The sequence below is a fragment of the Leifsonia sp. AK011 genome (genome assembly GCF_013410945.1).
In the GTDB taxonomy this organism is placed as follows: Bacteria; Actinomycetota; Actinomycetes; order Actinomycetales; family Microbacteriaceae; genus Rhodoglobus.
In genome coordinates, this window is sequence record NZ_JACCCH010000001.1 from 815,318 (window position 1) to 837,870 (window position 22,553).

Annotated in this window: 32 protein-coding genes and 1 pseudogene; 31 read left to right on the top strand and 2 right to left on the bottom strand. The window is 65.5% G+C overall.

What is annotated here, in order from left to right:
• Positions 1-2: 2 nt before the first annotated feature.
• The 26 genes and pseudogenes from rplD to rplQ all read left to right on the top strand — a co-directional run bounded on the left by rplD (position 3) and on the right by rplQ (position 14,181).
• Positions 3-656: a 50S ribosomal protein L4 gene (gene rplD, locus HDC94_RS04030; RefSeq protein WP_179495079.1), complete on the top strand. Its 654-nt coding sequence runs from the start codon at positions 3-5 to the stop codon at positions 654-656.
• Complete coding sequence (rplW, locus tag HDC94_RS04035; RefSeq protein WP_179495081.1) at positions 653-952, top strand: 50S ribosomal protein L23; 300 nt, start codon at positions 653-655, stop codon at positions 950-952. Before rplD ends, rplW begins: the two co-directional genes overlap by 4 nt.
• A 17-nt stretch (positions 953-969) precedes the next feature.
• The gene (rplB, locus tag HDC94_RS04040; protein ID WP_179495083.1) at positions 970-1,809 is read left to right on the top strand and encodes a 50S ribosomal protein L2; all 840 of its coding nucleotides are present in this window, start codon (positions 970-972) and stop codon (positions 1,807-1,809) included.
• Positions 1,810-1,820: 11 nt separating this feature from the next.
• A complete protein-coding gene (gene rpsS / locus HDC94_RS04045; protein ID WP_179495085.1) occupies positions 1,821-2,102 on the top strand; it encodes a 30S ribosomal protein S19 in 282 nt (93 codons plus the stop codon).
• Positions 2,102-2,503: a 50S ribosomal protein L22 gene (gene rplV / locus HDC94_RS04050; RefSeq protein ID WP_179495087.1), complete on the top strand. Its 402-nt coding sequence runs from the start codon at positions 2,102-2,104 to the stop codon at positions 2,501-2,503. The genes rpsS and rplV overlap by 1 nt, the downstream gene beginning before the upstream one ends.
• Positions 2,503-3,288 (top strand): 30S ribosomal protein S3, encoded by a 786-nt coding sequence (gene rpsC, locus HDC94_RS04055; protein ID WP_179495089.1) that lies wholly within the window; start codon positions 2,503-2,505, stop codon positions 3,286-3,288. Before rplV ends, rpsC begins: the two co-directional genes overlap by 1 nt.
• Before the next feature lie 2 nt (positions 3,289-3,290).
• Complete coding sequence (gene rplP, locus HDC94_RS04060; protein WP_179495091.1) at positions 3,291-3,710, top strand: 50S ribosomal protein L16; 420 nt, start codon at positions 3,291-3,293, stop codon at positions 3,708-3,710.
• On the top strand, positions 3,710-4,027 hold the full coding sequence (gene rpmC, locus HDC94_RS04065) for a 50S ribosomal protein L29 (RefSeq protein ID WP_179495093.1): 318 nt from the start codon (positions 3,710-3,712) through the stop codon (positions 4,025-4,027). Before rplP ends, rpmC begins: the two co-directional genes overlap by 1 nt.
• Positions 4,028-4,029: 2 nt before the next feature.
• Complete coding sequence (gene rpsQ, locus HDC94_RS04070) at positions 4,030-4,350, top strand: 30S ribosomal protein S17 (RefSeq protein WP_179495095.1); 321 nt, start codon at positions 4,030-4,032, stop codon at positions 4,348-4,350.
• 3 nt (positions 4,351-4,353) lie between these two features.
• On the top strand, positions 4,354-4,722 hold the full coding sequence (rplN, locus tag HDC94_RS04075) for a 50S ribosomal protein L14 (protein ID WP_179495097.1): 369 nt from the start codon (positions 4,354-4,356) through the stop codon (positions 4,720-4,722).
• Positions 4,723-4,724: 2 nt separating this feature from the next.
• A pseudogene (rplX, locus tag HDC94_RS04080) lies at positions 4,725-5,060 on the top strand (50S ribosomal protein L24); the annotation flags it as partial.
• 83 nt (positions 5,061-5,143) lie between these two features.
• On the top strand, positions 5,144-5,749 hold the full coding sequence (rplE, locus tag HDC94_RS04085) for a 50S ribosomal protein L5 (RefSeq protein ID WP_179495101.1): 606 nt from the start codon (positions 5,144-5,146) through the stop codon (positions 5,747-5,749).
• Positions 5,750-5,833: 84 nt separating this feature from the next.
• Positions 5,834-6,232, top strand: a complete 399-nt coding sequence (gene rpsH / locus HDC94_RS04090) for a 30S ribosomal protein S8 (RefSeq protein ID WP_179495103.1) — start codon at positions 5,834-5,836, stop codon at positions 6,230-6,232.
• A gap of 6 nt (positions 6,233-6,238) precedes the next feature.
• On the top strand, positions 6,239-6,775 hold the full coding sequence (rplF, locus tag HDC94_RS04095) for a 50S ribosomal protein L6 (protein WP_179495105.1): 537 nt from the start codon (positions 6,239-6,241) through the stop codon (positions 6,773-6,775).
• A gap of 2 nt (positions 6,776-6,777) precedes the next feature.
• Positions 6,778-7,149 carry a 50S ribosomal protein L18 gene (gene rplR, locus HDC94_RS04100; RefSeq protein WP_179495107.1) on the top strand — a complete coding sequence of 124 codons (372 nt, stop codon included), beginning with the start codon at positions 6,778-6,780 and terminating at the stop codon, positions 7,147-7,149.
• Between the two features lie 32 nt (positions 7,150-7,181).
• Positions 7,182-7,856 carry a 30S ribosomal protein S5 gene (gene rpsE / locus HDC94_RS04105; protein ID WP_179495109.1) on the top strand — a complete coding sequence of 225 codons (675 nt, stop codon included), beginning with the start codon at positions 7,182-7,184 and terminating at the stop codon, positions 7,854-7,856.
• Positions 7,856-8,041 carry a 50S ribosomal protein L30 gene (gene rpmD / locus HDC94_RS04110; RefSeq protein ID WP_179495111.1) on the top strand — a complete coding sequence of 62 codons (186 nt, stop codon included), beginning with the start codon at positions 7,856-7,858 and terminating at the stop codon, positions 8,039-8,041. Before rpsE ends, rpmD begins: the two co-directional genes overlap by 1 nt.
• Positions 8,041-8,814: a 50S ribosomal protein L15 gene (gene rplO / locus HDC94_RS04115; RefSeq protein WP_179495113.1), complete on the top strand. Its 774-nt coding sequence runs from the start codon at positions 8,041-8,043 to the stop codon at positions 8,812-8,814. The genes rpmD and rplO overlap by 1 nt, the downstream gene beginning before the upstream one ends.
• An 83-nt stretch (positions 8,815-8,897) precedes the next feature.
• Complete coding sequence (secY, locus tag HDC94_RS04120) at positions 8,898-10,217, top strand: preprotein translocase subunit SecY (protein ID WP_179495129.1); 1,320 nt, start codon at positions 8,898-8,900, stop codon at positions 10,215-10,217.
• Positions 10,214-10,834 (top strand): adenylate kinase, encoded by a 621-nt coding sequence (locus HDC94_RS04125; protein ID WP_179495131.1) that lies wholly within the window; start codon positions 10,214-10,216, stop codon positions 10,832-10,834. The genes secY and HDC94_RS04125 overlap by 4 nt, the downstream gene beginning before the upstream one ends.
• A gap of 134 nt (positions 10,835-10,968) precedes the next feature.
• Positions 10,969-11,190, top strand: a complete 222-nt coding sequence (gene infA, locus HDC94_RS04130) for a translation initiation factor IF-1 (protein WP_179495133.1) — start codon at positions 10,969-10,971, stop codon at positions 11,188-11,190.
• 68 nt (positions 11,191-11,258) lie between these two features.
• Positions 11,259-11,375, top strand: a complete 117-nt coding sequence (rpmJ, locus tag HDC94_RS04135) for a 50S ribosomal protein L36 (RefSeq protein WP_129072182.1) — start codon at positions 11,259-11,261, stop codon at positions 11,373-11,375.
• Positions 11,376-11,584: 209 nt separating this feature from the next.
• A complete protein-coding gene (gene rpsM / locus HDC94_RS04140) occupies positions 11,585-11,959 on the top strand; it encodes a 30S ribosomal protein S13 (RefSeq protein ID WP_179495135.1) in 375 nt (124 codons plus the stop codon).
• Between the two features lie 50 nt (positions 11,960-12,009).
• Positions 12,010-12,408 (top strand): 30S ribosomal protein S11, encoded by a 399-nt coding sequence (rpsK, locus tag HDC94_RS04145; protein WP_097060182.1) that lies wholly within the window; start codon positions 12,010-12,012, stop codon positions 12,406-12,408.
• Positions 12,409-12,572: 164 nt separating this feature from the next.
• Positions 12,573-13,568: a DNA-directed RNA polymerase subunit alpha gene (locus HDC94_RS04150; protein ID WP_179495137.1), complete on the top strand. Its 996-nt coding sequence runs from the start codon at positions 12,573-12,575 to the stop codon at positions 13,566-13,568.
• Between the two features lie 40 nt (positions 13,569-13,608).
• A complete protein-coding gene (gene rplQ / locus HDC94_RS04155; RefSeq protein WP_179495139.1) occupies positions 13,609-14,181 on the top strand; it encodes a 50S ribosomal protein L17 in 573 nt (190 codons plus the stop codon).
• Positions 14,182-14,245: 64 nt separating this feature from the next.
• On the opposite strand, the gene HDC94_RS04160 is transcribed toward rplQ, so the two are convergent.
• Positions 14,246-16,117, bottom strand: a complete 1,872-nt coding sequence (locus HDC94_RS04160; RefSeq protein WP_179495141.1) for an acyltransferase family protein — start codon at positions 16,115-16,117, stop codon at positions 14,246-14,248.
• A gap of 34 nt (positions 16,118-16,151) precedes the next feature.
• Here HDC94_RS04160 and truA point away from each other — a divergent pair, with 34 nt between their 5' ends.
• The 4 genes from truA to glmM all read left to right on the top strand — a co-directional run bounded on the left by truA (position 16,152) and on the right by glmM (position 19,551).
• Positions 16,152-17,051 (top strand): tRNA pseudouridine(38-40) synthase TruA, encoded by a 900-nt coding sequence (gene truA / locus HDC94_RS04165; protein ID WP_308495623.1) that lies wholly within the window; start codon positions 16,152-16,154, stop codon positions 17,049-17,051.
• 145 nt (positions 17,052-17,196) lie between these two features.
• Positions 17,197-17,643, top strand: coding sequence for a 50S ribosomal protein L13 (gene rplM, locus HDC94_RS04170; RefSeq protein WP_179495143.1), 447 nt, complete (start codon positions 17,197-17,199; stop codon positions 17,641-17,643).
• A gap of 29 nt (positions 17,644-17,672) precedes the next feature.
• Entirely contained in the window at positions 17,673-18,173 is a 501-nt protein-coding gene (rpsI, locus tag HDC94_RS04175) for a 30S ribosomal protein S9 (RefSeq protein WP_179495145.1), read from the top strand.
• Positions 18,174-18,189: 16 nt separating this feature from the next.
• Positions 18,190-19,551: a phosphoglucosamine mutase gene (gene glmM / locus HDC94_RS04180; RefSeq protein ID WP_179495147.1), complete on the top strand. Its 1,362-nt coding sequence runs from the start codon at positions 18,190-18,192 to the stop codon at positions 19,549-19,551.
• Between the two features lie 134 nt (positions 19,552-19,685).
• Here glmM and coaA read toward each other — a convergent pair whose 3' ends face one another.
• Positions 19,686-20,630 (bottom strand): type I pantothenate kinase, encoded by a 945-nt coding sequence (gene coaA, locus HDC94_RS04185; RefSeq protein WP_179495149.1) that lies wholly within the window; start codon positions 20,628-20,630, stop codon positions 19,686-19,688.
• 66 nt (positions 20,631-20,696) lie between these two features.
• On the opposite strand from coaA, the gene glmS reads away from it, so the two are divergent.
• Positions 20,697-22,553 (top strand): glutamine--fructose-6-phosphate transaminase (isomerizing), encoded by a 1,857-nt coding sequence (gene glmS / locus HDC94_RS04190; RefSeq protein ID WP_179495151.1) that lies wholly within the window; start codon positions 20,697-20,699, stop codon positions 22,551-22,553.

Consider the following 22,553-nt stretch of genomic DNA (forward strand, 5'->3'; position numbering starts at 1 on the left):
CTATGGCTAACGCTTCGCTCAACGTCGTCGACACCTCTGGCAAGAAGACCGGCTCGGTCGACCTGCCCGCGGAGATCTTCGACGTTCAGACCAACGTTCCGCTCATCCACCAGGTCGTCGTAGCCCAGCTCGCAGCAGCGCGCCAGGGTACGCACAAGACCAAGGGTCGCGGCGAGGTTTCCGGCTCCGGCAAGAAGCCCTTCAAGCAGAAGGGCACCGGCCGCGCTCGCCAGGGTTCCGTCCGTGCTCCCGAGCACCGTGGTGGTGGAACCGTTCACGGTCCCCAGCCGCGTGACTACTCGCAGCGCACCCCCAAGAAGATGATCGCCGCAGCCCTGCTCGGTGCCATCTCCGACCGCGCCCGCGGCGAGCGTCTCACCATCGTCGACTCGTTCGGCAAGGGTGACGTCCCCTCGACCAAGGGTGCAGCAGCGTTGCTCGCCTCGATCCCCGGCAAGAGCATCCTCGTGGTTCTCGAGCGCGGTGACGAGGTCGGTTACAAGTCGTTCCGCAACCTGAAGAACGTGCACGTGCTCTGGTCCGACCAGCTCAACGCGTACGACGTCATCGTCAGCGACGACATCGTCTTCACCCAGGCTGCATACGAGGCGTTCGTCGCTTCGAAGTCCTCCAGCAAGGAAGAGGTCAGCGCATGACGCTCACATACAAGGACCCGCGCGACATCATCCTCGCGCCCGTCGTTTCCGAGAAGAGCTACAGCCTGATCGACAACGGCAAGTACACGTTCGTGGTGGACCCCCGCGCCAACAAGACGGAGATCAAGCTCGCCATCGAGAAGATCTTCGACGTCAAGGTCGAGTCCGTGAACACCCTCAACCGCGTCGGCAAGGTGGGTCGTACCCGCTTCGGCTCGGGTAAGCGCAAGGACACCAAGCGCGCCATCGTCACGCTCAAGAGTGGCTCCATCGACATCTTCACCGCGGTCGGCTAGGGGCAGAGAGATCAATCATGGCTATTCGTAAGTACAAGCCCACGACTCCCGGTCGTCGCGGTTCCTCGGTTGCAGACTTCGCCGAGATCACGCGTTCGACCCCGGAGAAGTCGCTGCTGCGTCCGCTGCCCAAGACGGGTGGCCGCAACAACGCCGGTCGCATCACGTCGCGTCACATCGGTGGTGGCCACAAGCGCCAGTACCGTGTGATCGACTTCAAGCGCAACGACAAGGACGGCGTGGATGCCCGCGTCGCCCACATCGAGTACGACCCGAACCGCACGGCGCGCATTGCGCTCCTGCACTACGTGGACGGCACCAAGCGCTACATCATTGCTCCCAACAAGCTGAACCAGGGCGACATCGTCGAGTCCGGTCCTGCCGCGGACATCAAGCCGGGTAACAACCTGCCCCTGAAGAACATCCCCGTCGGTACCGTCATCCACATGATCGAGCTCCGTCCCGGCGGCGGCGCGAAGATGGCCCGCTCCGCGGGTGCATCCGTTCGCCTCGTCGCGAAGGACGGCCCCTACGCTCAGCTGCGTCTGCCCTCGGGCGAGATCCGCAACGTGGATCTCCGCTGCCGCGCGACCATCGGCGAGGTCGGCAACGCCGAGCAGTCGAACATCAACTGGGGCAAGGCCGGCCGCATGCGCTGGAAGGGCGTCCGCCCGACCGTTCGTGGTGTCGCCATGAACCCCGTTGACCACCCGCACGGTGGTGGTGAGGGCAAGACGTCCGGTGGACGTCACCCCGTCACCCCCTGGGGCCAGAAGGAAGGCCGTACGCGTAAGCGCAACCTTCCCAGTGACCAGCTCATCGTTCGCCGCCGCAACGTCGGCAAGAAGCGCAAGTAGGAGTACCGAAGATGCCACGCAGTCTGAAGAAGGGCCCCTTCGTCGACGACCACCTGCTGCAGAAGGTCGTCAAGGCGAATGAGGCCGGTAGCAAGAACGTGATCAAGACCTGGTCGCGCCGTTCGATGATCATCCCGGCGATGCTGGGTCACACCATCGCGGTGCACGACGGTCGCAAGCACATCCCCGTGTTCGTCACCGAGACGATGGTCGGGCACAAGCTCGGCGAGTTCTCGCCGACCCGCACCTTCCGCGGCCACGAGAAGGATGACAAGAAGGGACGCCGCCGCTAATGGTCGAAGCAATCGCCCGCGTGAAGCACATCCGCGTCACGCCCATGAAGGCGCGTCGAGTCGTCAACCTCATCCGTGGAAAGCAGGCGGAAGAGGCGCTCGCGATCCTCAAGTTCGCACCCCAGAGCGCAAGCGAGCCTGTCTACAAGCTCGTCGCCGCGGCCATGGCCAACGCACGCGTGAAGGCGGATGCCACGAACAGCTTCCTCGACGAGCAGGACCTGTTCGTCTCGGCAGCCTTCGTTGACGAGGGAACGACCCTGAAGCGGTTCCGTCCGCGTGCTCAGGGCCGCGCCGCCCAGATCCTCAAGCGCACGAGCCACATCACCGTGGTCCTCGCGACGCCCGACCACATTGCCCCGGCCGCTACCAGCGCCAAGGCCAAGGCAGGGAAGAACTAATGGGACAGAAGGTAAACCCGTACGGTTTCCGTCTGGGAATCACCACCGACCACGTGTCGCGTTGGTTCTCCGACAGCACGAAGCCGGGACAGCGTTACAGCGACTACGTCGCCGAGGACGTCAAGATCCGCAACCTGCTCAAGACGTCGCTCGACCGTGCGGGCGTTGCCCGCATCGAGATCGAGCGCACTCGTGACCGCGTTCGCGTCGACATCCACACCGCCCGCCCGGGCATCGTGATCGGTCGCCGTGGCGCGGAGGCCGAGCGTATTCGCACGGACCTCGAGAAGCTCACGGGCAAGCAGATCCAGCTCAACATCCTCGAGGTCAAGAACCCCGAGGCTGAGGCTCAGCTCGTCGCGCAGGGTATTGCAGAGCAGCTCTCCGCTCGTGTGGCGTTCCGCCGCGCGATGCGCAAGGGCCTGCAGGGTGCCCAGCGTGCCGGCGCCAAGGGTGTTCGCATCCAGGTCTCCGGTCGCCTCGGCGGCGCGGAGATGAGCCGTTCCGAGTTCTACCGTGAGGGCCGCGTCCCGCTGCACACGCTCCGCGCCAACATCGACTACGGCTTCTACGAGGCCCGTACGACGTTCGGTCGTATCGGCGTGAAGGTGTGGATCTACAAGGGCGACATCACGAACAAGGAGCTGGCGCGCGAGCAGGCCAGCCAGAAGTCATCCCGTCCGGAGCGTCGTGACGACCGTGGCGGCGACCGCCGCGACAGCCGTCCCCCGCGCAATTCCGCCCCCAAGGCGGAGGCACCGGTCGCAACAGGAGTTGAGGCGTAACCATGTTGATCCCACGCAAGGTCAAGCACCGCAAGCAGCACCACCCCGGCCGTAGTGGCCAGGCCACTGGTGGAACCGTGGTCAGCTTCGGCGAGTTCGGCATCCAGGCTCTCACTCCCGCGTACGTGACCAACCGCCAGATCGAGGCGGCACGTATCGCGATGACCCGTCACATCAAGCGTGGTGGAAAGGTGTGGATCAACATCTACCCCGACCGCCCGCTGACCAAGAAGCCCGCTGAAACCCGCATGGGTTCCGGTAAGGGTTCGGTCGAGTGGTGGGTCGCCAACGTCAAGCCGGGTCGCGTCCTCTTCGAGGTCGCCGGTGTCGACGAGCAGCTCGCTCGTGAGGCCATGACCCGTGCAATTCACAAGCTGCCCCTCAAGGCACGCATCATCAAGCGCGAGGAGGGCGACGCGTAATGGCGATCGGATCCAAGGAGCTCGCTCCCGTTGAGCTCGACACCTTCGAAGACGACCGTCTCGTCGAGGAGCTGAAGAAGAGCAAGGAAGAGCTGTTCAACCTGCGCTTCCAGTCCGCAACGGGCCAGCTCGAAAGCCACGGCCGCATTCGTGCGGTCAAGCGCGACATCGCGCGTATCTACACGGTCATCCGTGAGCGCGAGCTCGGCATCCGGGCAACACCCGCGGTTGTCGAAGCCCCCGCGAAGGCGACCAAGAAGACCACCAAGAAGACCGAGGCTTCGGCTGAGGTCACCGAAGAGACGAAGGAGGCGTAGTCATGGCCAACACTTCGACAAGCTCAGTGCAAGGGTCGGATGCAACCGACACGGCTGAGACCGCCGAGCTCGCTCGCGGTTACCGCAAGACGCGCCGCGGCTACGTGACCAGCGACAAGATGGACAAGACCATCGTCGTCGAGGTCGAGGACCGCGTGAAGCACCCCCTGTATGGCAAGGTCATCCGCCGCACCTCCAAGGTTAAGGCGCACGACGAGGCCGGCACCGCCGGCATCGGTGACCTCGTCATCATCAGTGAGACCCGCCCGCTCAGCGCCACGAAGCGCTGGCGCCTGGTGGAGATCCTCGAGAAGGCGAAGTAACTCATGCTGCAGCAGGAATCACGAGTCAAGGTTGCCGACAACACCGGCGCCAAGGAGCTCCTGACGATCCGCGTCCTCGGTGGCTCCGGCCGTCGTTACGCCGGCCTCGGTGACGTCATCGTCGCCACCGTCAAGGACGCCATCCCCGGCGGAAACGTCAAGAAGGGTGACGTCGTCAAGGCCGTCATCGTTCGTGTCGTCAAGCAGACCCGTCGTCCCGACGGTTCGTACATCAAGTTCGACGAGAACGCTGCCGTCATCCTGAAGGCCGACGGGGACCCCCGTGGTACCCGTATCTTCGGGCCGGTCGGCCGCGAGCTTCGTGACAAGAAGTTCATGAAGATCATCTCGCTCGCTCCGGAGGTGCTGTAACCATGGCAAACATTCGTAAGGGCGACATCGTCCAGGTCATCTCGGGTCCTTCGCAGGCCCGCGGAGGAGACCGTGGCAAGCAGGGTCGTGTCATCGGAATCGACAGCGCGAAGAACCGCGTGATCGTGGAGGGTGTCAACTACGTCACCAAGCACGTCAAGGTCGGCCAGACCCAGCGCGGCACGAAGACCGGTGGTATCGAGACGATGGAGGCACCGATTCACGTGTCCAACGTCGCGCTCGTCGACCCCGACACCAAGCAGCCGGCTCGCGTCGGGTTCCGCGAGGAGACGGATGACCGCGGCAAGACCGTGCGTGTCCGCTACTTCAAGCCGTCCCGTCGTGCCGAGGGCAAGAAGAAGGCCACCAAGGCCACGACCAAGAAGTCCGTCGAGAAGTCGACGGAAGAGGACTCTGAATAATGGCGAAGACCACTACTGCCGCGAAGGCTGGCGCCGAGGGCACCTACCAGCCGCGCCTCAAGCAGAAGTACCGCAACGAGATCGCTGCGCAGCTGAAGAAGGACTTCGGCTTCACGAACGTGCACCAGGTGCCCGGCATCGTGAAGGTCGTCGTCAACACCGGTGTCGGCGAGGCCGCCCGCGACTCGAAGATCATCGACGGCGCGGTCAAGGACCTCACCGCCATCACCGGTCAGAAGCCGCAGGTCACCGCCGCTCGCAAGTCCATCGCGCAGTTCAAGCTGCGTGAGGGCCAGCCGATCGGCGCCCACGTCACCCTCCGTGGTGACCGTGCCTGGGAGTTCATCGACCGCCTGGTGAGCCTTGCGCTTCCCCGTATCCGCGACTTCCGTGGTCTCTCGGACCGCCAGTTCGACGGCAACGGCAACTACACCTTCGGTCTCACGGAGCAGTCGATGTTCCACGAGATCGACCAGGACAAGATCGACCGCGTTCGTGGTTTCGACATCACTGTCGTGACCACCGCGAAGAACGACGACGAGGGTCGCGCGCTGCTCAAGGCGCTCGGGTTCCCGTTCCGTTCCTCGGACGCAGCTACCAACTGAGCTCGTCACGAGACCCAGTCGCTAGAGAAGGTCGGCAGCGGTGTACCGCTCGCCGAAACCAACTAACAGAAAGTAAGTAAGCACATGACGATGACAGATCCGGTCGCAGACCTGCTGACCAGACTGCGTAACGCCAACTCGGCGTACCACGACCAGGTGTCGCTGCCCAGCAGCAAGCTGAAGTCGCACATCGCGGAGATCCTCAAGACCGAGGGTTACATCTCCGCGTGGAAGGTCGAGGACGCCCGCGTGGGCCAGACCCTCACGATCGACCTCAAGTACGGCCCCAACCGCGAGCGCTCCATTGTGGGCATCAAGCGCGTGTCCAAGCCGGGTCTCCGCGTGTACGCGAAGTCCACGGAGATCCCCAAGGTCCTCGGCGGCCTCGGCGTTGCGATCCTGTCCACCTCCTCCGGGCTCCTCACGGACAAAGAGGCGACTCAGAAGGGCGTGGGTGGGGAAGTCCTCGCCTACGTGTGGTAACCGGTCATGTCACGTATTGGACGACTTCCCATCGCGATCCCTTCCGGGGTCGAGGTGAAGATCGACGGCCAGGCCGTCGCTGTCAAGGGCCCGAAAGGTGAGCTCTCGCTCACCGTGAAGAACCCCATCGAGGTTGTGATCGAGGATGGCCAGCTGCTGGTCACCCGTCCCGACGACGAGCGCGAGTCGCGTTCGCTCCACGGCCTCACCCGCACGCTCATCGCGAACCAGATCATCGGTGTCACCGATGGCTACACCAAGGGCCTCGAGGTCGTCGGAACCGGTTACCGGGTCGCGGCCAAGGGCAACTCGGTCGAGTTCGCTCTCGGGTACTCCCACCCCATCACGGTCGACCCGCCCGCGGGCATCACGTTCACCGTCGAGGGAAACAACAAGCTGACCGTCAGCGGCATCGACAAGCAGGCCGTTGGCGAGGTCGCGGCGAACATTCGCAAGCTGCGCAAGCCCGAACCCTACAAGGGCAAGGGTGTGCGGTACGCGGGCGAAGTTGTCCGTCGCAAGGCCGGAAAGAGTGGTAAGTAATCATGGGTCTCGGAACCAGAGGTAAGAGCAAGTCGGCGGCCAAGGGTCGTCGCCACGCACGGCTCCGCAAGAAGATCGTCGGCACCGAGCTGCGTCCACGTCTCGTGGTCACCCGCTCAGCGCGCCACGTCTTCGTCCAGGTGGTCGACGACGCGAAGGGTCACACCCTCGCCTCGGCATCCACGCTCGAGTCCGACCTGCGCACGTTCGACGGTGACAAGACCGCGAAGGCGAAGAAGGTCGGCGAGCTCGTTGCCGAGCGCGCGAAGAAGGCGGGCATCGAGTCCGTCGTCTTCGACCGCGGCGGCAACCGTTACGCGGGACGAGTCGCGGCAATCGCCGACGGCGCCCGGGAAGGTGGTCTGAGCCTGTGAGCACCGAAGAGACAACGAACAAGGAGCAGGACGTGACCGCAGAGGTTACTGAGGCACCCGCCGCTGTGGCGGATGCACCCGCAACCGACACGACGAGCGAGCCCCGCGAGGCCCGCCGTGGCAGCCGCGAGCGCAACCCCAACCGCGACCGCGGCCAGGGCCGTGACGCCGAGAAGAGCCAGTTCCTCGAGCGCGTCGTGACCATCAACCGCGTGTCCAAGGTCGTCAAGGGTGGTCGTCGCTTCAGCTTCACCGCCCTCGTGGTCGTCGGAGACGGCAACGGAATGGTCGGCGTCGGCTACGGCAAGGCGCGCGAAGTTCCGCTCGCGATCTCCAAGGGCGTCGAGGAGGCGAAGAAGAACTTCTTCCGCGTCCCCCGCGTCGGAGCGACGATCCCGCACCCCGTCCAGGGTGAGGCCGCGGCTGGCGTTGTGCTGCTGCGTCCCGCATCCGCCGGTACCGGTGTTATCGCCGGTGGTCCGGTCCGCGCCGTGCTCGAGTGCGCCGGCATCCACGACGTCCTGAGCAAGTCGCTCGGTTCGTCGAACACGATCAACATCGTGCACGCCACCGTTGCTGCCCTCAAGCAGCTCGAGGAGCCCCGCGCGGTCGCCGCGCGTCGTGGCCTCGAGGTGGAGCACGTCGTACCGGCACGCCTCCTGCGTGCCGAGGCCGAAGCTTCGGCCGCAGCGAAGGCAGGTGTCTGATGGCCGCGCGCCTGAAGGTGACCCAGATCAAGTCCAAGATCAGTGAAAAGCAGAACCAGCGCGACACGCTGCGCAGCCTGGGCCTGCACCGCATCGGAGATGTTGTCGTCCGCGAGGACAACAAGCAGAACCGCGGCTACGTGCGCACGGTTGCTCACCTCGTGAAGGTTGAGGAGATTGACTAATGGCTGACGAAGCTACCCCCAAGAAGGCCGCTGCAGAGAAGGCGCCGGCAAAGGCCGCTGCGCCCAAGGCTGCTGCTGCCAAGGCTGCCGACAAGCCGGCCGCCGAGAAGAAGGCTCCGGCCAAGGCTGCCGCCGACAAGAAGCCGGCCGCTGAGAAGGCGCCAGCCGCCAAGGCCCCGGCTGCCAAGGCAGCTGCCAAGCCCGCTGCGGAGAAGGCGCCCGCAAAGGCTGCCGCCGCGAAGTCGGACGACGCAGTCGCAGAGAAGGCTCCGGCCAAGGCGACCGCAAGCAAGCCAGCCGCGAAGAAGGCACCCGCTGCCGACGTCGCGGCACGCCCTCAGGTGCTCAAGGCCCACCACCTTCGTCCCGCCACCGGCGCGAAGAAGGACAAGACCCGCGTCGGACGCGGTGAGGGCTCGAAGGGTAAGACCGCGGGTCGCGGAACCAAGGGAACCAAGGCTCGTTACTCGGTGCGTCCGGGCTTCGAGGGCGGCAACCTGAACTTCGTGATGCGTGCGCCGAAGCTGCGCGGGTTCAAGAACCCGTTCCGCGTCGAGTACCAGGTCGTGAACCTCGAGAAGCTCGCCGAGCTGTACCCGAAGGGTGGGGATGTCACGGTCAGTGATCTCGTCGCCAAGGGTGCCGTTCGCAAGAACGAGAAGGTCAAGGTTCTCGGCTCGGGTGATATTGCGGTTAAGCTGAACGTTGCAGTCGACAAGGTCTCCGGCTCTGCTGAGCAGAAGATCGTCGCGGCTGGTGGTTCGGTTAACTAACCAGCCGACCTGTCTGGCTTTATTCGGGTGGGGCACCACGGCGGTGTCCCACCCGACTGCACCCCCTAAGTATCGGAGGCCTTGTGTTTAGAGCTGTCGCGCGGATCTTCCGCACGCCTGACCTTCGCAGGAAGATCGGGTTCACGCTCGGCATTGTTGCGCTGTTCCGCCTGGGATCGTTCATCCCGGCACCCTTTGTGGATTTTGGCAACGTCCAGGCCTGTCTCGCAGGCAACGCCGGCACCGATGGTCTCTACGACCTCATCAACCTCTTCAGTGGCGGTGCGCTACTGCAGCTGTCGATCTTCGCGCTGGGCATCATGCCCTACATCACCGCATCGATCATCGTCCAGCTGCTGCGCGTGGTCATCCCTCACTTCGAGACCCTCTACAAGGAGGGCCAGGCTGGCCAGTCCAAGCTCACGCAGTACACGCGCTACCTGACGATTGCGCTGGGCATCCTCCAGTCGACGACCCTCATCACGGTCGCCCGCAGCGGCGCGCTGTTCCCCAACGACGCGGTGGCAGCCTGTAACCAGCTGATCTCCGACGAGTCGGTTCCCGCCATGCTCCTCATGGTCGTGACCATGACCGCCGGTACCGGACTCATCATGTGGTTCGGTGAGCTCATCACCGAGCGCGGCATCGGCAACGGAATGTCGCTCCTCATCTTCACCTCGATCGCGGCGACGTTCCCGTCGGCGCTCTGGAACATCCAGCTCGCCCGTGGATGGGAGGTCTTCATCCTCGTTCTCGTGGTCGGAGTCTTCATCATGACCGCGGTCGTGTTCGTCGAACAGTCGCAGCGGCGCATCCCCGTGCAGTACGCGAAGCGGATGGTGGGCCGACGGACGTACGGCGGCAACAACACCTACATCCCGATTAAGGTCAACATGGCTGGCGTTGTGCCCGTCATCTTCGCCTCGTCGCTCCTGTACCTGCCTGCGCTTATCGCACAGTTCAACCAGTCGCCTGACGGCAACAACCCCGGGTGGGTCACCTGGATCACGACGTATTTCTCCACGGGTGACAACCCGCTGTACATGCTCGTGTACTTCCTGCTGATCGTCGGGTTCACGTACTTCTATGTTGCGATCACCTTCAACCCTGAAGATGTCGCCGACAACATGAAGAAGTACGGCGGGTTCATCCCCGGCATCCGCGCTGGTCGTCCGACGGCGGAGTACCTTGACTACGTGCTCACGCGTGTGACGCTCCCGGGTTCTCTCTACCTCGGTATCATCGCGCTCATCCCGCTGATCGCGTTCTCGCTCGTTCAGGCGAACCAGAACTTCCCGTTCGGCGGTGCGAGCATCCTGATCATCGTTGGTGTTGGTCTCGAGACGGTCAAGCAGATCGACTCGCAGCTCCAGCAGCGGCACTATGAGGGTCTGCTGCGGTGACCCTTCGAGAGCCTCAGGGCAAGGGCTCCCGGTTCCTTCTGATTGGCCCACCCGGCGCGGGCAAGGGCACTCAGGCAGCTCGCCTTGCGGAGTTCTACGGCGTTCCGGCGATCTCGACCGGCGACATCTTCCGCAGCAACGTCTCCAACCAGACGGAGCTGGGCATGCAGGCCAAGGCCTACATGGATGCCGGTGACAACGTTCCGGATTCGCTCACGAACGACCTCGTGCGAGACAGGCTGTCGGACATGGATGCCGCGGGCGGGTTCCTGCTCGACGGTTACCCGCGCACGGTCGACCAGGTCCGCGAGCTCGATGCGATCCTGCTCAGTCACGGTCATTCTCTCGATGCGGTGATCGAACTCGTCGCGGACCCTGAGGTCGTCATCGAGCGCCTGCGCCTCCGTGGGGCCGAGCAGGGGCGATCGGATGACACGGACAGTGTCGTGCGCCACCGCCTCGAGGTCTACCGCGAGCAGACCGAGCCGCTCGTCCAGATCTACGGATCGCGGGGTGTGCTCGCGAAGGTCGACGGCATCGGCACGATCGATGAGGTTACGGACCGCATTACCTCGGCTCTGAGCGAACGCGGCCTCGCCGCGCCAGAATCCGCTTGATTCGACAGGATTATTAGCCTAAGCTCGATCTTTGGTGTTTACGGGCCGTTTTTGTCGTGCCCGCGGCTTCCTTGGAGGCCACGCACCAAATCCCACGCAGACCAGCGAACAACACTTCTAACGACGAAGAGGATATGGCCAAGAAAGACGGCGTCATCGAGATTGAAGGCTCGGTGGTCGAAGCGCTTCCCAACGCGATGTTCCGCGTTGAGTTGACGAACGGCCACAAGGTCCTCGCTCACATCTCGGGCAAAATGCGACAGAACTACATCCGGATCCTTCCTGAGGACCGCGTAGTTGTGGAGCTCAGCCCCTACGATCTGACCCGCGGCCGCATCACCTACCGCTACAAGTAGACGTTCGCTGAGAAGTAACGTCCCGTGGCACAGCCATGGGTACGAAGACAGCGAAAAGGAACGAAATCATGAAGGTAAACCCCAGCGTCAAGCCGATCTGTGACCACTGCCGCGTCATCCGCCGCAACGGCCGCGTCATGGTGATCTGCAAGTCGAACCCGCGTCACAAGCAACGCCAGGGTTGATCGCGAGCGACGCCCACAGCGTCGCTCCGATCAAGGCTGAGGAGCGGCCCCTGCCGGGGCCGCGTCTCGAAGCCCAAGCACCACGAACTTCCAACTGAATAAAGAACCGCACCGCCAGATCCCGCTCCCAGGAGCGGGGGACACCCCGGGTTGGAGGCCCGAGCACCGGCGGTGCACCACACCTCCACTCACTCACAGGAGAAGCCACCATGGCACGTCTAGCCGGCGTCGACATCCCGCGCGACAAGCGCGTTGAGGTCGCACTGACTTACATCTACGGTGTTGGCCGCACGAGGGCACTCAAGACCCTCGCCGACACTGGCATCAGCGGAGAGATCCGCGTCAAGGATCTGACCGACGACCAGCTCATCGCACTCCGCGACTACGTCGAGCTGAACTTCAAGGTCGAGGGTGACCTGCGCCGCGAGGTCGCTGCTGACATCCGCCGCAAGGTCGAGATCGGTTCGTACCAGGGCATCCGTCACCGCAAGGGACTGCCCGTGCACGGACAGCGCACGAAGACCAACGCTCGTACCCGCAAGGGCCCGAAGCGCACCGTTGCAGGCAAGAAGAAGGCCCGATAGTCGCTGGGTTAACCCCAACGGCGTCGCCATACAGGTTTTAGGAGAACACCATGGCAGCACCAAAGTCGGCCGTTCGTAAGCCGCGCAAGAAGGAAAAGAAGAACATCGCGTTGGGTCAGGCCCACATCAAGTCGACGTTCAACAACACGATCGTGACGATCACCGACCCCACCGGGGCCGTCATCAGCTGGGCTTCGTCCGGCACCGTCGGCTTTAAGGGTTCGCGCAAGTCGACCCCGTTCGCGGCCCAGCTCTCGGCTGAGTCCGCTGCCCGCCAGGCGCAGGAGCACGGCCTGAAGAAGGTCGACGTCTTCGTCAAGGGTCCGGGCTCCGGTCGCGAGACCGCGATCCGTTCGCTCCAGGCCGCTGGCCTCGAGGTCGGCTCGATCAACGACGTGACCCCGCAGGCGCACAACGGATGCCGCCCGCCCAAGAGGCGCCGCGTCTAAGTTCCACCAGCTTCAAGCCGACGGGGGCCCAGCCCCCGTCGGCGCTGGTGTCGTTGAGATGTTCCATCGATACGGCTCCGGCAGACAACTCAACAGACCGACGGGCCAGCCACTCGTCGAACCCAGGTGTCAAATAGCGGACACCTAGCCGAAAGGATTCACCAGTGCTCATTGCACAGCGCCCCACCCTTGCTGAAGAGAACATCTCCGAGTTCCGTTCACGGTTCGTGATCGAGCCCCTCGAGCCCGGCTTCGGCTACACGCTCGGCAACTCGCTGCGTCGTACCCTCCTGTCGTCGATCCCCGGTGCTGCGGTTACGAGCATCCGTATCGACGGTGTTCAGCACGAGTTCAGCACCGTTCCCGGTGTCAAGGAGGATGTCACCGAGATCATCCTGAACATCAAGAACCTGGTCGTCTCGAGCGAGCACGACGAGCCCATCACCGCGTACCTGCGCAAGCAGGGTGCTGGCGAGGTCACGGCAGCCGACATCTCGGCTCCCGCCGGTGTGGAGATCCACAACCCCGAGCTCGTCATCGCCACGCTCAACGAGAAGGCCAAGTTCGAGCTCGAACTGACCATCGAGCGTGGACGTGGTTACGTCTCCGCGACGCAGAACCGCAGCGAGTTCAGCGAGGCCGGCCAGATCCCGATCGACTCGATCTACTCGCCCGTCCTCAAGGTGACCTACCGCGTCGAGGCGACTCGCGCCGGTGAGCGCACCGACTTCGACCGCCTGGTCGTGGATGTCGAGACCAAGTCCGCCATCACGCCGCGCGACGCCGTCGCGTCCGCCGGTCGCACGCTCACTGAGCTGTTCGGTCTGGCTCGCGAGCTCAACGTTGCTGCAGAGGGCATCGAGATCGGCCCGGCGCCCGTCGACGCGGTGCTCTCGAGCGAGCTGAGCATGCCGATCGAGGACCTCGACCTGTCTGTGCGCAGCTACAACTGCCTCAAGCGCGAGGGCATCAACACCGTGAGTGAGCTCGTCGCCCTGTCGGAGACGCAGCTCATGAACATCCGCAACTTCGGACAGAAGTCGGTCGATGAGGTCAAGGACAAGCTGGTCGAGATGGGTCTGTCCCTCAAGGACAGCGTGCCCGGCTTCGACGGCGCCCACTTCTACGGCGGCTACGACGACGACGAGACCAACGCCTAGGCCCGCGCCGCAGCGTATTTAGTACTGGAGAAACGACACCATGCCTACACCCACCAAGGGACCCCGCCTCGGCGGAGGGCCGGCCCACGAGCGCCTGCTGCTCGCGAACCTCGCCGCTGCCCTGTTCACCCACAAGAGCATCAAGACGACCGAGACGAAGGCCAAGCGCCTCCGCCCCGTCGCCGAGCGGCTCATCACGTTCGCCAAGCGCGGCGACCTGCACGCGCGTCGCCGCGTGCTCGCCGTGATCGGCGACAAGACGGTCGTGCACGAGCTCTTCACGGAGATCGCGCCGCTCGTCGAGCACCGCGAGGGTGGCTACACCCGCATCACCAAGCTCGGCTTCCGTAAGGGCGACAACGCCCCCATGGTCCAGATCGAGCTCGTTCTCGAGCCCGTCAAGCCGAAGGCGAAGAGCAGCAAGGTCTCCACCAAGGCTGCCCCCGTCGTCGAGGCACCGGTCGACGAGCCTGTCGAGGACGAGGCCGCCGACGGGTCCGCAGCCGAGGTCGAGGAGTCCACTCCCGACGTCGAGAACGAGACGGTCGCCGACGAGGTTGCTGACGCTGACGCTGAGGTCGAGGCAGAGACGCCCGCCGAGGACGCCAAGTAGCGCCACGCACGACAAGCATCACCGGGAACCCCGCCCTCGTGGCGGGGTTCCTGCGTTAAGCCGGTCAGATCGCGCGGTTCAGTGATGGCGTGTTGGCATCGTCGATTCGAGGGGGCAGTTCGGAGAGCCGCTGCAGTGCATCCGATACGGCGCCCACATAGATGCCGCCGCTGATCGGTCCGCCGGGGTGAACCTCGTCGCTCGCGAGTTCATCAATGCGCGGAGCGATCGCCGCGTGCCAATTGGCGAGTTCCACGTCGCGCTCGGCGCGGGCGAAGTCCTCGACGACCTTGTTGCCGATGGGGATCCAGTCGCGCGGCGCCTGGCCGTTCACGACGACGAGCAGGCGGTCAGGGCCGAGGATGTCGAGCACCTCCTCAAGGTCTTCGCGGTCCACGTCGCCGTTCGTGGCGAGACCGAGCACGAGGATGGGCCGCATGGTGCCGGAATCGACAGCAGCCTGCACAAGGCTCGGTGCCACGAACATGGAGCGCGAGACCTCGGCGTCGATGAGGATGCCGGGAAGCTTCTCCTGCAGCCACGGCGCTGCGGCGAGCATTACCGAGTCGCCGATCGCGTACACCTGATCACCCGTGAGCAGCTGCGCCGGCTCATCCGCCGCGCTCGGCGCGGTCCGCGTCTCGGCCGCCCTGGCAGCTGCGGCCGCGACGGCAGCCTGCCCCTCCGCGATGGCCCGCTGGGCCGAGCTCTCGCCCGGATCGAGGGTCGTCGCCGTGATGGTGAGGGCCGCAGCGAGTGCGATGGCCGAGCCGGCGACGAGCAGCCTCCCCGGGGGAACGACGAAGGCACGGAAACCCACGCGTCGGATGGGCGTCTCGACGAAGCGGTAGGAGAGTGTCGCGGCGGTGGTCGTGATGACCAGCGCGCCCACGGGCACGATCCACCACGCGGCATCCTTCGCCACTGACGCCGTAAGTAGCACGAGCACCGGCCAGTGCCACAGGTAGAGCCCGTAGGAGCGCTCGCCGACCCAGCGCAGCGGGAGGATGTCGAGCCCCGCACCCAGCCAGGACCCGGCGCGCGTGGAACCGGTGATCGCCACCGCGGTGAGGACCGACACCGCGAGGAGCCCGCCTCGGGTGACCACGGGATCGTCGGCCGGCATGGTGACAGCGATGATCACGATGAGCCCAACGGCAAGGGCGCCAACGAGGGCCCAGAGCTGCGTGATCCACCGTCGTCCGGTGGGTGTAACGGAGGGCGTGAACCGGCCGACCAGGAGCATCGCGAGCCCGGCACCGATCGCCAGCCCGAAGGCATGGGTGTCGGTGCCGTAGTAGACGCGAGTCGCGTCGCCGCTGGCGGGAGCGAGGAGCGCCATCGCAAGCGCGGATGCCACGGCCAGGGCGCCGATCACGGCGACGCGTGCCCACCGCCGGGGGAGCAGCAACAGGAGGAGGAACACCCCGGGCCACACGAGGTAGAACTGCTCCTCGACCGCGAGTGACCAGAGGTTCCTGAAGAGTTCGGGTGCTGTGCCGTCGAAGTAGTTGGTTCCCGCCGAGACGTACAGCCAGTTGCTGCTGAATGTCGCGGCGCCGAGTACCTGCCGCCCCAGCCCGACGAGGACGTCACCGCCGACGAACAGGGCCCACGTGCCGCACGCGGCGACGACGATGGCGAGGGCGGGGAGGAGGCGACGCGCACGTCTGCCCCAGAAGGCGCGCAGGTTGATGCGACCGGTGGCATGGTGCTCGCGCAGCAGCAGCCCCGTAATGAGGAATCCGCTGATGACGAAGAAGACGTCGACACCGACGTAGCCGCCGACCGCAGCGCTCGGCACGAAGTGGTAGACGATCACGGCGATGACCGCGATGGCACGAAGCCCGTCGAGACCGGCGAGGCGTACGCGAGGGAGCGACGCCGGGGTGCCCGGGGTCGCTGCAGTGCGAGGGAGGGAGGTCGTCGTGCTCATGGTCGTGGCCGCACCAAGACTACGCTGGGCAACCGTGACGGACGAGCCCACTCAGCGCCTGCGGCTGGACCTCGCCTACGACGGCACGAAGTTCGCCGGATGGGCGCGGCAGCCGACCCTGCGGACCGTGCAGGGCGTGCTCGAGGAGGCGCTGGCAACGGTCTTCCAGCGGGATGGCGAGCCCCCGCTGCTCACGGTCGCCGGTCGAACGGATGCCGGAGTTCACGCCACCGGACAGGTGGCCCACCTCGATCTCGGTCCGAGCCAGATCGAGCGCCTGTCGAAGCCCCACGGCGGTAGGCCAGCGCCCGAGCCTGCTGCGGCCCTCGCCAGACGGCTGAACGGGATTGCGGGCCTCTCCTCGGATGTCGTCGTGCGGTCGGCATCCTTCGCCGCGCCAGGATTCGACGCGCGCTTCTCGCCCATCTGGCGCCGCTACGAGTACCGCATCGCGGATGCCGCGGCCGAGCGCAATCCGCTTCATCGGCTCTTCACGACCTGGTACCCGTCGGAGCTCGACGTCGACGCGATGAACACCGCGGCCCGGGAACTCCTCGGCCTCCACGACTGGGCGGCCTACTGCCGTCCGCGCGAGGGAGCGACAACAATCCGCGAACTTCAGGACTTCCGCTGGTCGCGGGGTCCCGACGGTGTCATAACCGCGTATCTCCAGGCTGACGCGTTCTGTCACAGCATGGTCCGCGCGCTGGTGGGGGCCGGTGTCGCGATCGGTGAGGGGAGGCTCCCCGATGGAAGGATGCTCGGCATCCGCGAGGAGGCCGAGCGCACGAGCGAGTTCAAGGTGATGCCAGCACAGGGACTCACCCTCGTGGAGGTCGGCTACCCGCCCGACGAGGAGCTGGAGGCACGGGCATCCCAGACCCGCGCTCGCCGGGACGACGATCAGGTTGACCGGTCACCCCGCTTAACCTAAGCTTGACCCTTGGTGTCTTGCGGCTCTGCCGCTCGCGCCCGATCATGAGCCCTCCACCGGGGCGTTCCTCACTCATCGAGTCGGAACTCCCCACCGGAGCGGGATTCACGAACACCTCACTCGATCAACGGAAAGCAGCACTACTGTGACGCGTACCTATTCACCCAAGCCCGAAGACGCACAGCGGGAGTGGGTCATCATCGACGCGACCGACATCGTTCTCGGTCGCCTCGCCAGCCACGCTGCCACGCTCCTGCGCGGCAAGCACAAGCCGACCTTTGCTCCGCACATGGACATGGGCGACTTCGTCATCATCATCAACGCCGAGAAGGTTGCCCTCACCGGCTCCAAGCTGGCGCAGAAGAAGGCGTACCGTCACTCGGGTTACCCGGGCGGCCTCACCGCCACCACGTACTCCGAGCTCCTCGAGAAGCACCCCACGCGCGCCGTTGAGAAGGCCATCCGTGGAATGCTCCCCAAGAACTCGATCGGCCGGGCCCAGCTGACCAAGCTGAAGGTCTACGCGGGTGCTGAGCACCCCCACGCTGCACAGCAGCCGAAGCCGTACACCCTCACCCAGGTCGCTCAGTAGCGCCAGCGAAACCCAAAGGACTTATTACAGTGGCCAGCATTCAGGATTCCATCTCCGAGAACTCAGCTGAGATCGTCGGCGACAGCTTCACGACCGAGACCCCAGCCTCTGAGGCACCCAAGGCGCCGCGCGCAGTGCTCAACGTGCCCGGCGCAGCCGTCGGTCGTCGCAAGGAGGCGATCGCGCGCGTGCGCATCGTCCCCGGTACCGGCAAGGCGACCGTCAACGGTCGCGAGCTCGCCGAGTACTTCCCCAACAAGCTGCACCAGCAGCTCATCAACGACCCGTTCAAGGTCCTCGACCTGCTCGGTGCGTACGACGTGACCGCGCGCATCACCGGTGGTGGCCCCTCGGGCCAGGCCGGCGCACTGCGTCTCGCGATCGCCCGCTCGCTCAACGAGATCGACCGCGACAACAACCGTGCACCGCTCAAGAAGGCGGGCTTCCTCACTCGTGACGCACGCGTCATCGAGCGCAAGAAGGCCGGTCTCAAGAAGGCCCGCAAGGCGTCGCAGTTCTCGAAGCGCTAAAGCTTCGCGGGCAATAATGCCTCGTCTTTTCGGTACGGACGGGGTTCGCGGTCTCGCGAACTCCGACCTGACGGTCGAGCTTGCCCTGGGCCTTGCCCAGGCGGCTGCCGTCGTGCTCGGCAAGGGGCGGGTGGCCGATGGCCGCCGCGCCTCCGGCCGACGCCCGATCGCCGTCATCGCCAGGGACCCACGGGTCTCCGGAGAATTCCTCGCGGCCGCCGTGGCCGCAGGGCTCGCGAGTTCCGGCGTTGACGTGTACGACGCCGGCGTTGTGCCGACCCCGGCTGCGGCGTTCCTGGTGGGCGACTTCAAGGCCGACCTCGGCGTGATGATCTCGGCATCCCACAACGCGGCGCCCGACAACGGCATCAAGTTCTTCGCGACCGGCGGCACCAAGCTGCCCGACGAGGTCGAGGATCGCATCGAGGCTGCGCTCGCGGCCCCGAAGCTCGCACCGACCGGTGCCGATGTCGGTCGCATCCGACGGTTCTCGGATGCCGAGGACCGCTACATCGTGCATCTGCTCTCGACTCTTCCGCACCGTCTCGATGGCCTCCACGTCGTGATCGACTGCGCCCACGGAGCTGCGGCGGGCGTGTCCCCACAGGTGTTCACGGATGCGGGCGCTCGCGTGACCGTGATCGGTGCAGACCCCGACGGCATCAACATCAATGACGGCGTCGGATCGACCTACCTCGAGCCGCTGCAGGCAGCAGTGGTGGCCCACGGTGCCGACCTCGGCATCGCCCACGATGGCGATGCAGACCGTTGCCTCGCCGTCGACGCCGAGGGCAACGTCGTCGACGGTGACCAGATCATGGCGATCCTCGCCCTGTCGATGGCCGAGCGCGGGGTGCTCACCGATCGCACCCTCGTGGCCACGGTCATGAGCAACCTGGGCTTGCGGCGCGCGATGGCCGAGCACGACATCACGATGCTCGAGACGGCCGTCGGTGACCGGTATGTGCTCGAGGCCCTTGCTGAGCACGGGCTCAGCCTCGGTGGCGAGCAGTCCGGTCACGTCATCATGACGAAGTACGCCACCACGGGCGACGGCATCCTCACGGGGCTGCACCTGGCGGCCGAGCTGGCTCGCACGGGAAAGACGTTGCGGGAGCTGGCATCCGCGATGACCGTCTACCCGCAGGTGCTCATCAACGTGCGCGGTGTCGACCACCGCGCCCTCGGGTCCGACGAGGTGATCGCCGCGGCCGTGCAGGTCGCGACGGAGCGTCTGGGCGACTCCGGTCGAGTGCTGTTGCGGCCGTCGGGCACGGAGCCCATGGTGCGCGTCATGGTCGAGGCATCCGATCAGTCCATCGCGGACGAGGTGGCTGGCGAGCTCGCCGAGATCGTGCGAGAGCGCCTCGCGCTGTAGGTCTCACGCCAACCCTCCCCTAGCGCGTGGCGCTGGCCGCCCCACTAACGCCGAGTGTTCCGATATGGCTGCCAAAACAGCCGAAATGGGAGCCATATCGGAACACTCGGCGAGAGTGGGGCGCGCGACAGGAACTACTTGCGCAGGAGCACGCTGTGCACCGCGTGGTTGCTGCCCTTGCGCAGCACGAGTGAGGCCCTCGGGCGGGTCGGCAGGATGTTCTCCACGAGGTTCGGCTCGTTGATGGATGCCCAGATCTGGGCAGCACGGGCGCGTGCTTCTTCCTCGGTCAGCGACGCGAACCGGTGGAAGAACGACAGGGGGTTGGAGAACGCGCCCCGCTGCAGGGAGAGGAAGCGTTCCTCGTACCACTTCTCTATGTCGCTCGTGCGGGCATCCACGTAGATGCTGAAGTCGAACAGGTCGCTCACGGCGAGGTGGCGCCCGGGTGCGGCGGGCTGGAGCACGTTGAGGCCCTCGACGATGAGCACGTCGGGGGAGTTCACGGTGACCTCGGCGTCCGGGACGATGTCGTACGCGAGGTGGGAGTAGAAGGGCGCCTTGACGTCGCTTTCGCCGGCCTTCACGCGACTGACGAAGCGCAAGAGTGCCCGCCGGTCGTAGGACTCCGGGAAGCCCTTGCGCTCCATGAGTCCACGGCGCTCCAGCTCGGCATTGGGGTAGAGGAAGCCGTCGGTAGTGACGAGTTCGACTCGGGGAGTGCCCTCCCATCGCGCAAGGAGCTCGCGGAGAAGCCTCGCGACCGTCGACTTGCCCACCGCAACCGAGCCGGCGATGCCGATGACGAACGGTGTGCGCCGCGAGGAGGCACCGAGGAACGTCGTCGTCACGTCGTGCAGCTGCTGCGCGCCCTCCGCATAGAGATTGAGTAGCCGCGACAGCGGGAGGTAGACCTCCTCCACCTCGACGAGGTCGAGCTGGTCGCCCAGGCCACGGAGTTCGACGATCTCCGTCTGGGTGAGCGTGGTCTGCATGCGGGGCGCGAGCGCCGACCATTCCGCGCGGTCGATCTCGAGGAAGGGGGAGAGGTGGCCGCTGGGTGCGGAGGGCTCAGACATCGGCCCAATCCTAGTGACAGGCCTCCACGCAGGGTTCTTCGCCGTGCGAGAACTACAATCGACCCCATGTGTGGAATCGTGGGCTACGTCGGTGACAACAAGAGTCTCGAGGTGCTCCTCGGGGGCCTCAAGCGCCTCGAGTACCGGGGGTACGACTCCGCCGGTGTCGCCGTGCTCGACGAGTCGGGCCAGATCGGCACCCGCAAGCGCGCCGGCAAGCTCCAGGTGCTCGTCGACGACCTCGAGATGCGACCGCTCGGTAACGGCAGCACAGGCATCGGGCACACTCGCTGGGCAACCCACGGCGGCCCCACCGACAGGAACGCGCATCCGCACCTCTCGGCTGACGGCAAGCTCGCCCTCATCCACAACGGCATCATCGAGAACTTCGCCACGCTGAAGCAGGGCCTACTCGAGACCGGCGCCACCTTCACGAGCGAGACCGACACCGAGGTTGCAGCCCTTCTTGTCGGGCGTGCCTACGAGGAGACGGGCGACCTCACGGAGGCGCTGCGTTCGGTCGTCGCGCACCTCGACGGTGCGTTCACCCTGCTCGTCATGCACGAGGACCAGCCTGGCGTTGTCGTCGGCGCTCGCCGCAACTCCCCGCTCGTCATCGGTCTCGGTGACGGCGAGAACTTCCTCGGGTCGGATGTCGCGGCCTTCGTCGAGTTCACGCGTCGGGCCGTGGCCATCGGCCAGGACCAGATCGTGACTATCCGCCCGGATTCCGTGGTCGTCACCGACTTCGACGGCAACACGGTCGAGACCGACGAGTTCGAGATCAAGTGGGATGCCTCGGCCAGCGAGAAGGGCGGCTGGTCGAGCTTCATGGCCAAGGAGATCAGCGAGGAGCCCGAGGCTGTCGCCAACACGATCCTCGGCCGCACCCACGACGGCCTCGTCAACCTCGAGGAGCTCGCGCCGATCGGTGACGAGGCGCTGGGGGACATCGACCGCATCGTGATCATCGCCTGCGGCACGGCCGCCTACGCCGGGATGCTCGGCAAGTACGCGATCGAGCAGTGGTCGCGCATCCCCGTCGACGTCGAGCTGTCGCACGAGTTCCGCTACCGCGACCCGATCCTCACCGAGCGCACGCTCGTGATCTCGATCAGCCAGTCGGGCGAGACCATGGACACGCTCATGGCGGTCAAGTACGTGCACGACAAGTCGAAGGCCCACCTGCTCTCAGTGTGCAACACCCAGGGCGCGACCATCCCGCGCGAATCTCACGCGGTCGTCTACACGCACGCCGGTCCCGAGGTCGCGGTCGCCTCGACCAAGGCGTTCGTCGCCCAGGTCACCGCGCTTTACCTCATCGGCCTGCACCTCGCGAAGGTGCGCGGCACCCTCTCCGACGAGGCCATCCGGGAGAACGTCGCCGAGCTCCAGTCCGTGCCCGAGAAGCTCGCCGAGGTCATCGAGGTCGCCCAGTCGCAGGTCGGTCAGCTCGCCCACTGGATGACGGACACGCAGTCCGTGCTCTTCCTCGGTCGTCACGTCGGTTACCCCATCGCGATGGAGGGCGCACTCAAGCTCAAGGAGCTCGCCTACATCCACGCCGAGGGCTTCGCCGCCGGCGAGCTCAAGCACGGTCCGATCGCCCTGATCGAGCCGGGCCAGGTGGTGTTCGTGATCGTTCCGTCTCCGCGTGACCCGCTGTCGTTGCATCCGAAGGTCGTCTCCAACATCCAGGAGATCCGTGCTCGCGGTGCCCGCGTGATCGCCATCGCCGAGAAGGGGGATGCCGCGGTGCTCCCCTTCGCCGACGAGGTCATCCCGATTCCCCTCGCCGGTAGCCTCTTCGAGCCCCTGCTCGCGGTGGTGCCCCTGCACATCTTCGGCATGGAGCTCGCGGACGCGAAGGGTCTCGACGTGGACCAGCCCCGCAACCTCGCGAAGTCCGTCACCGTGGAGTAA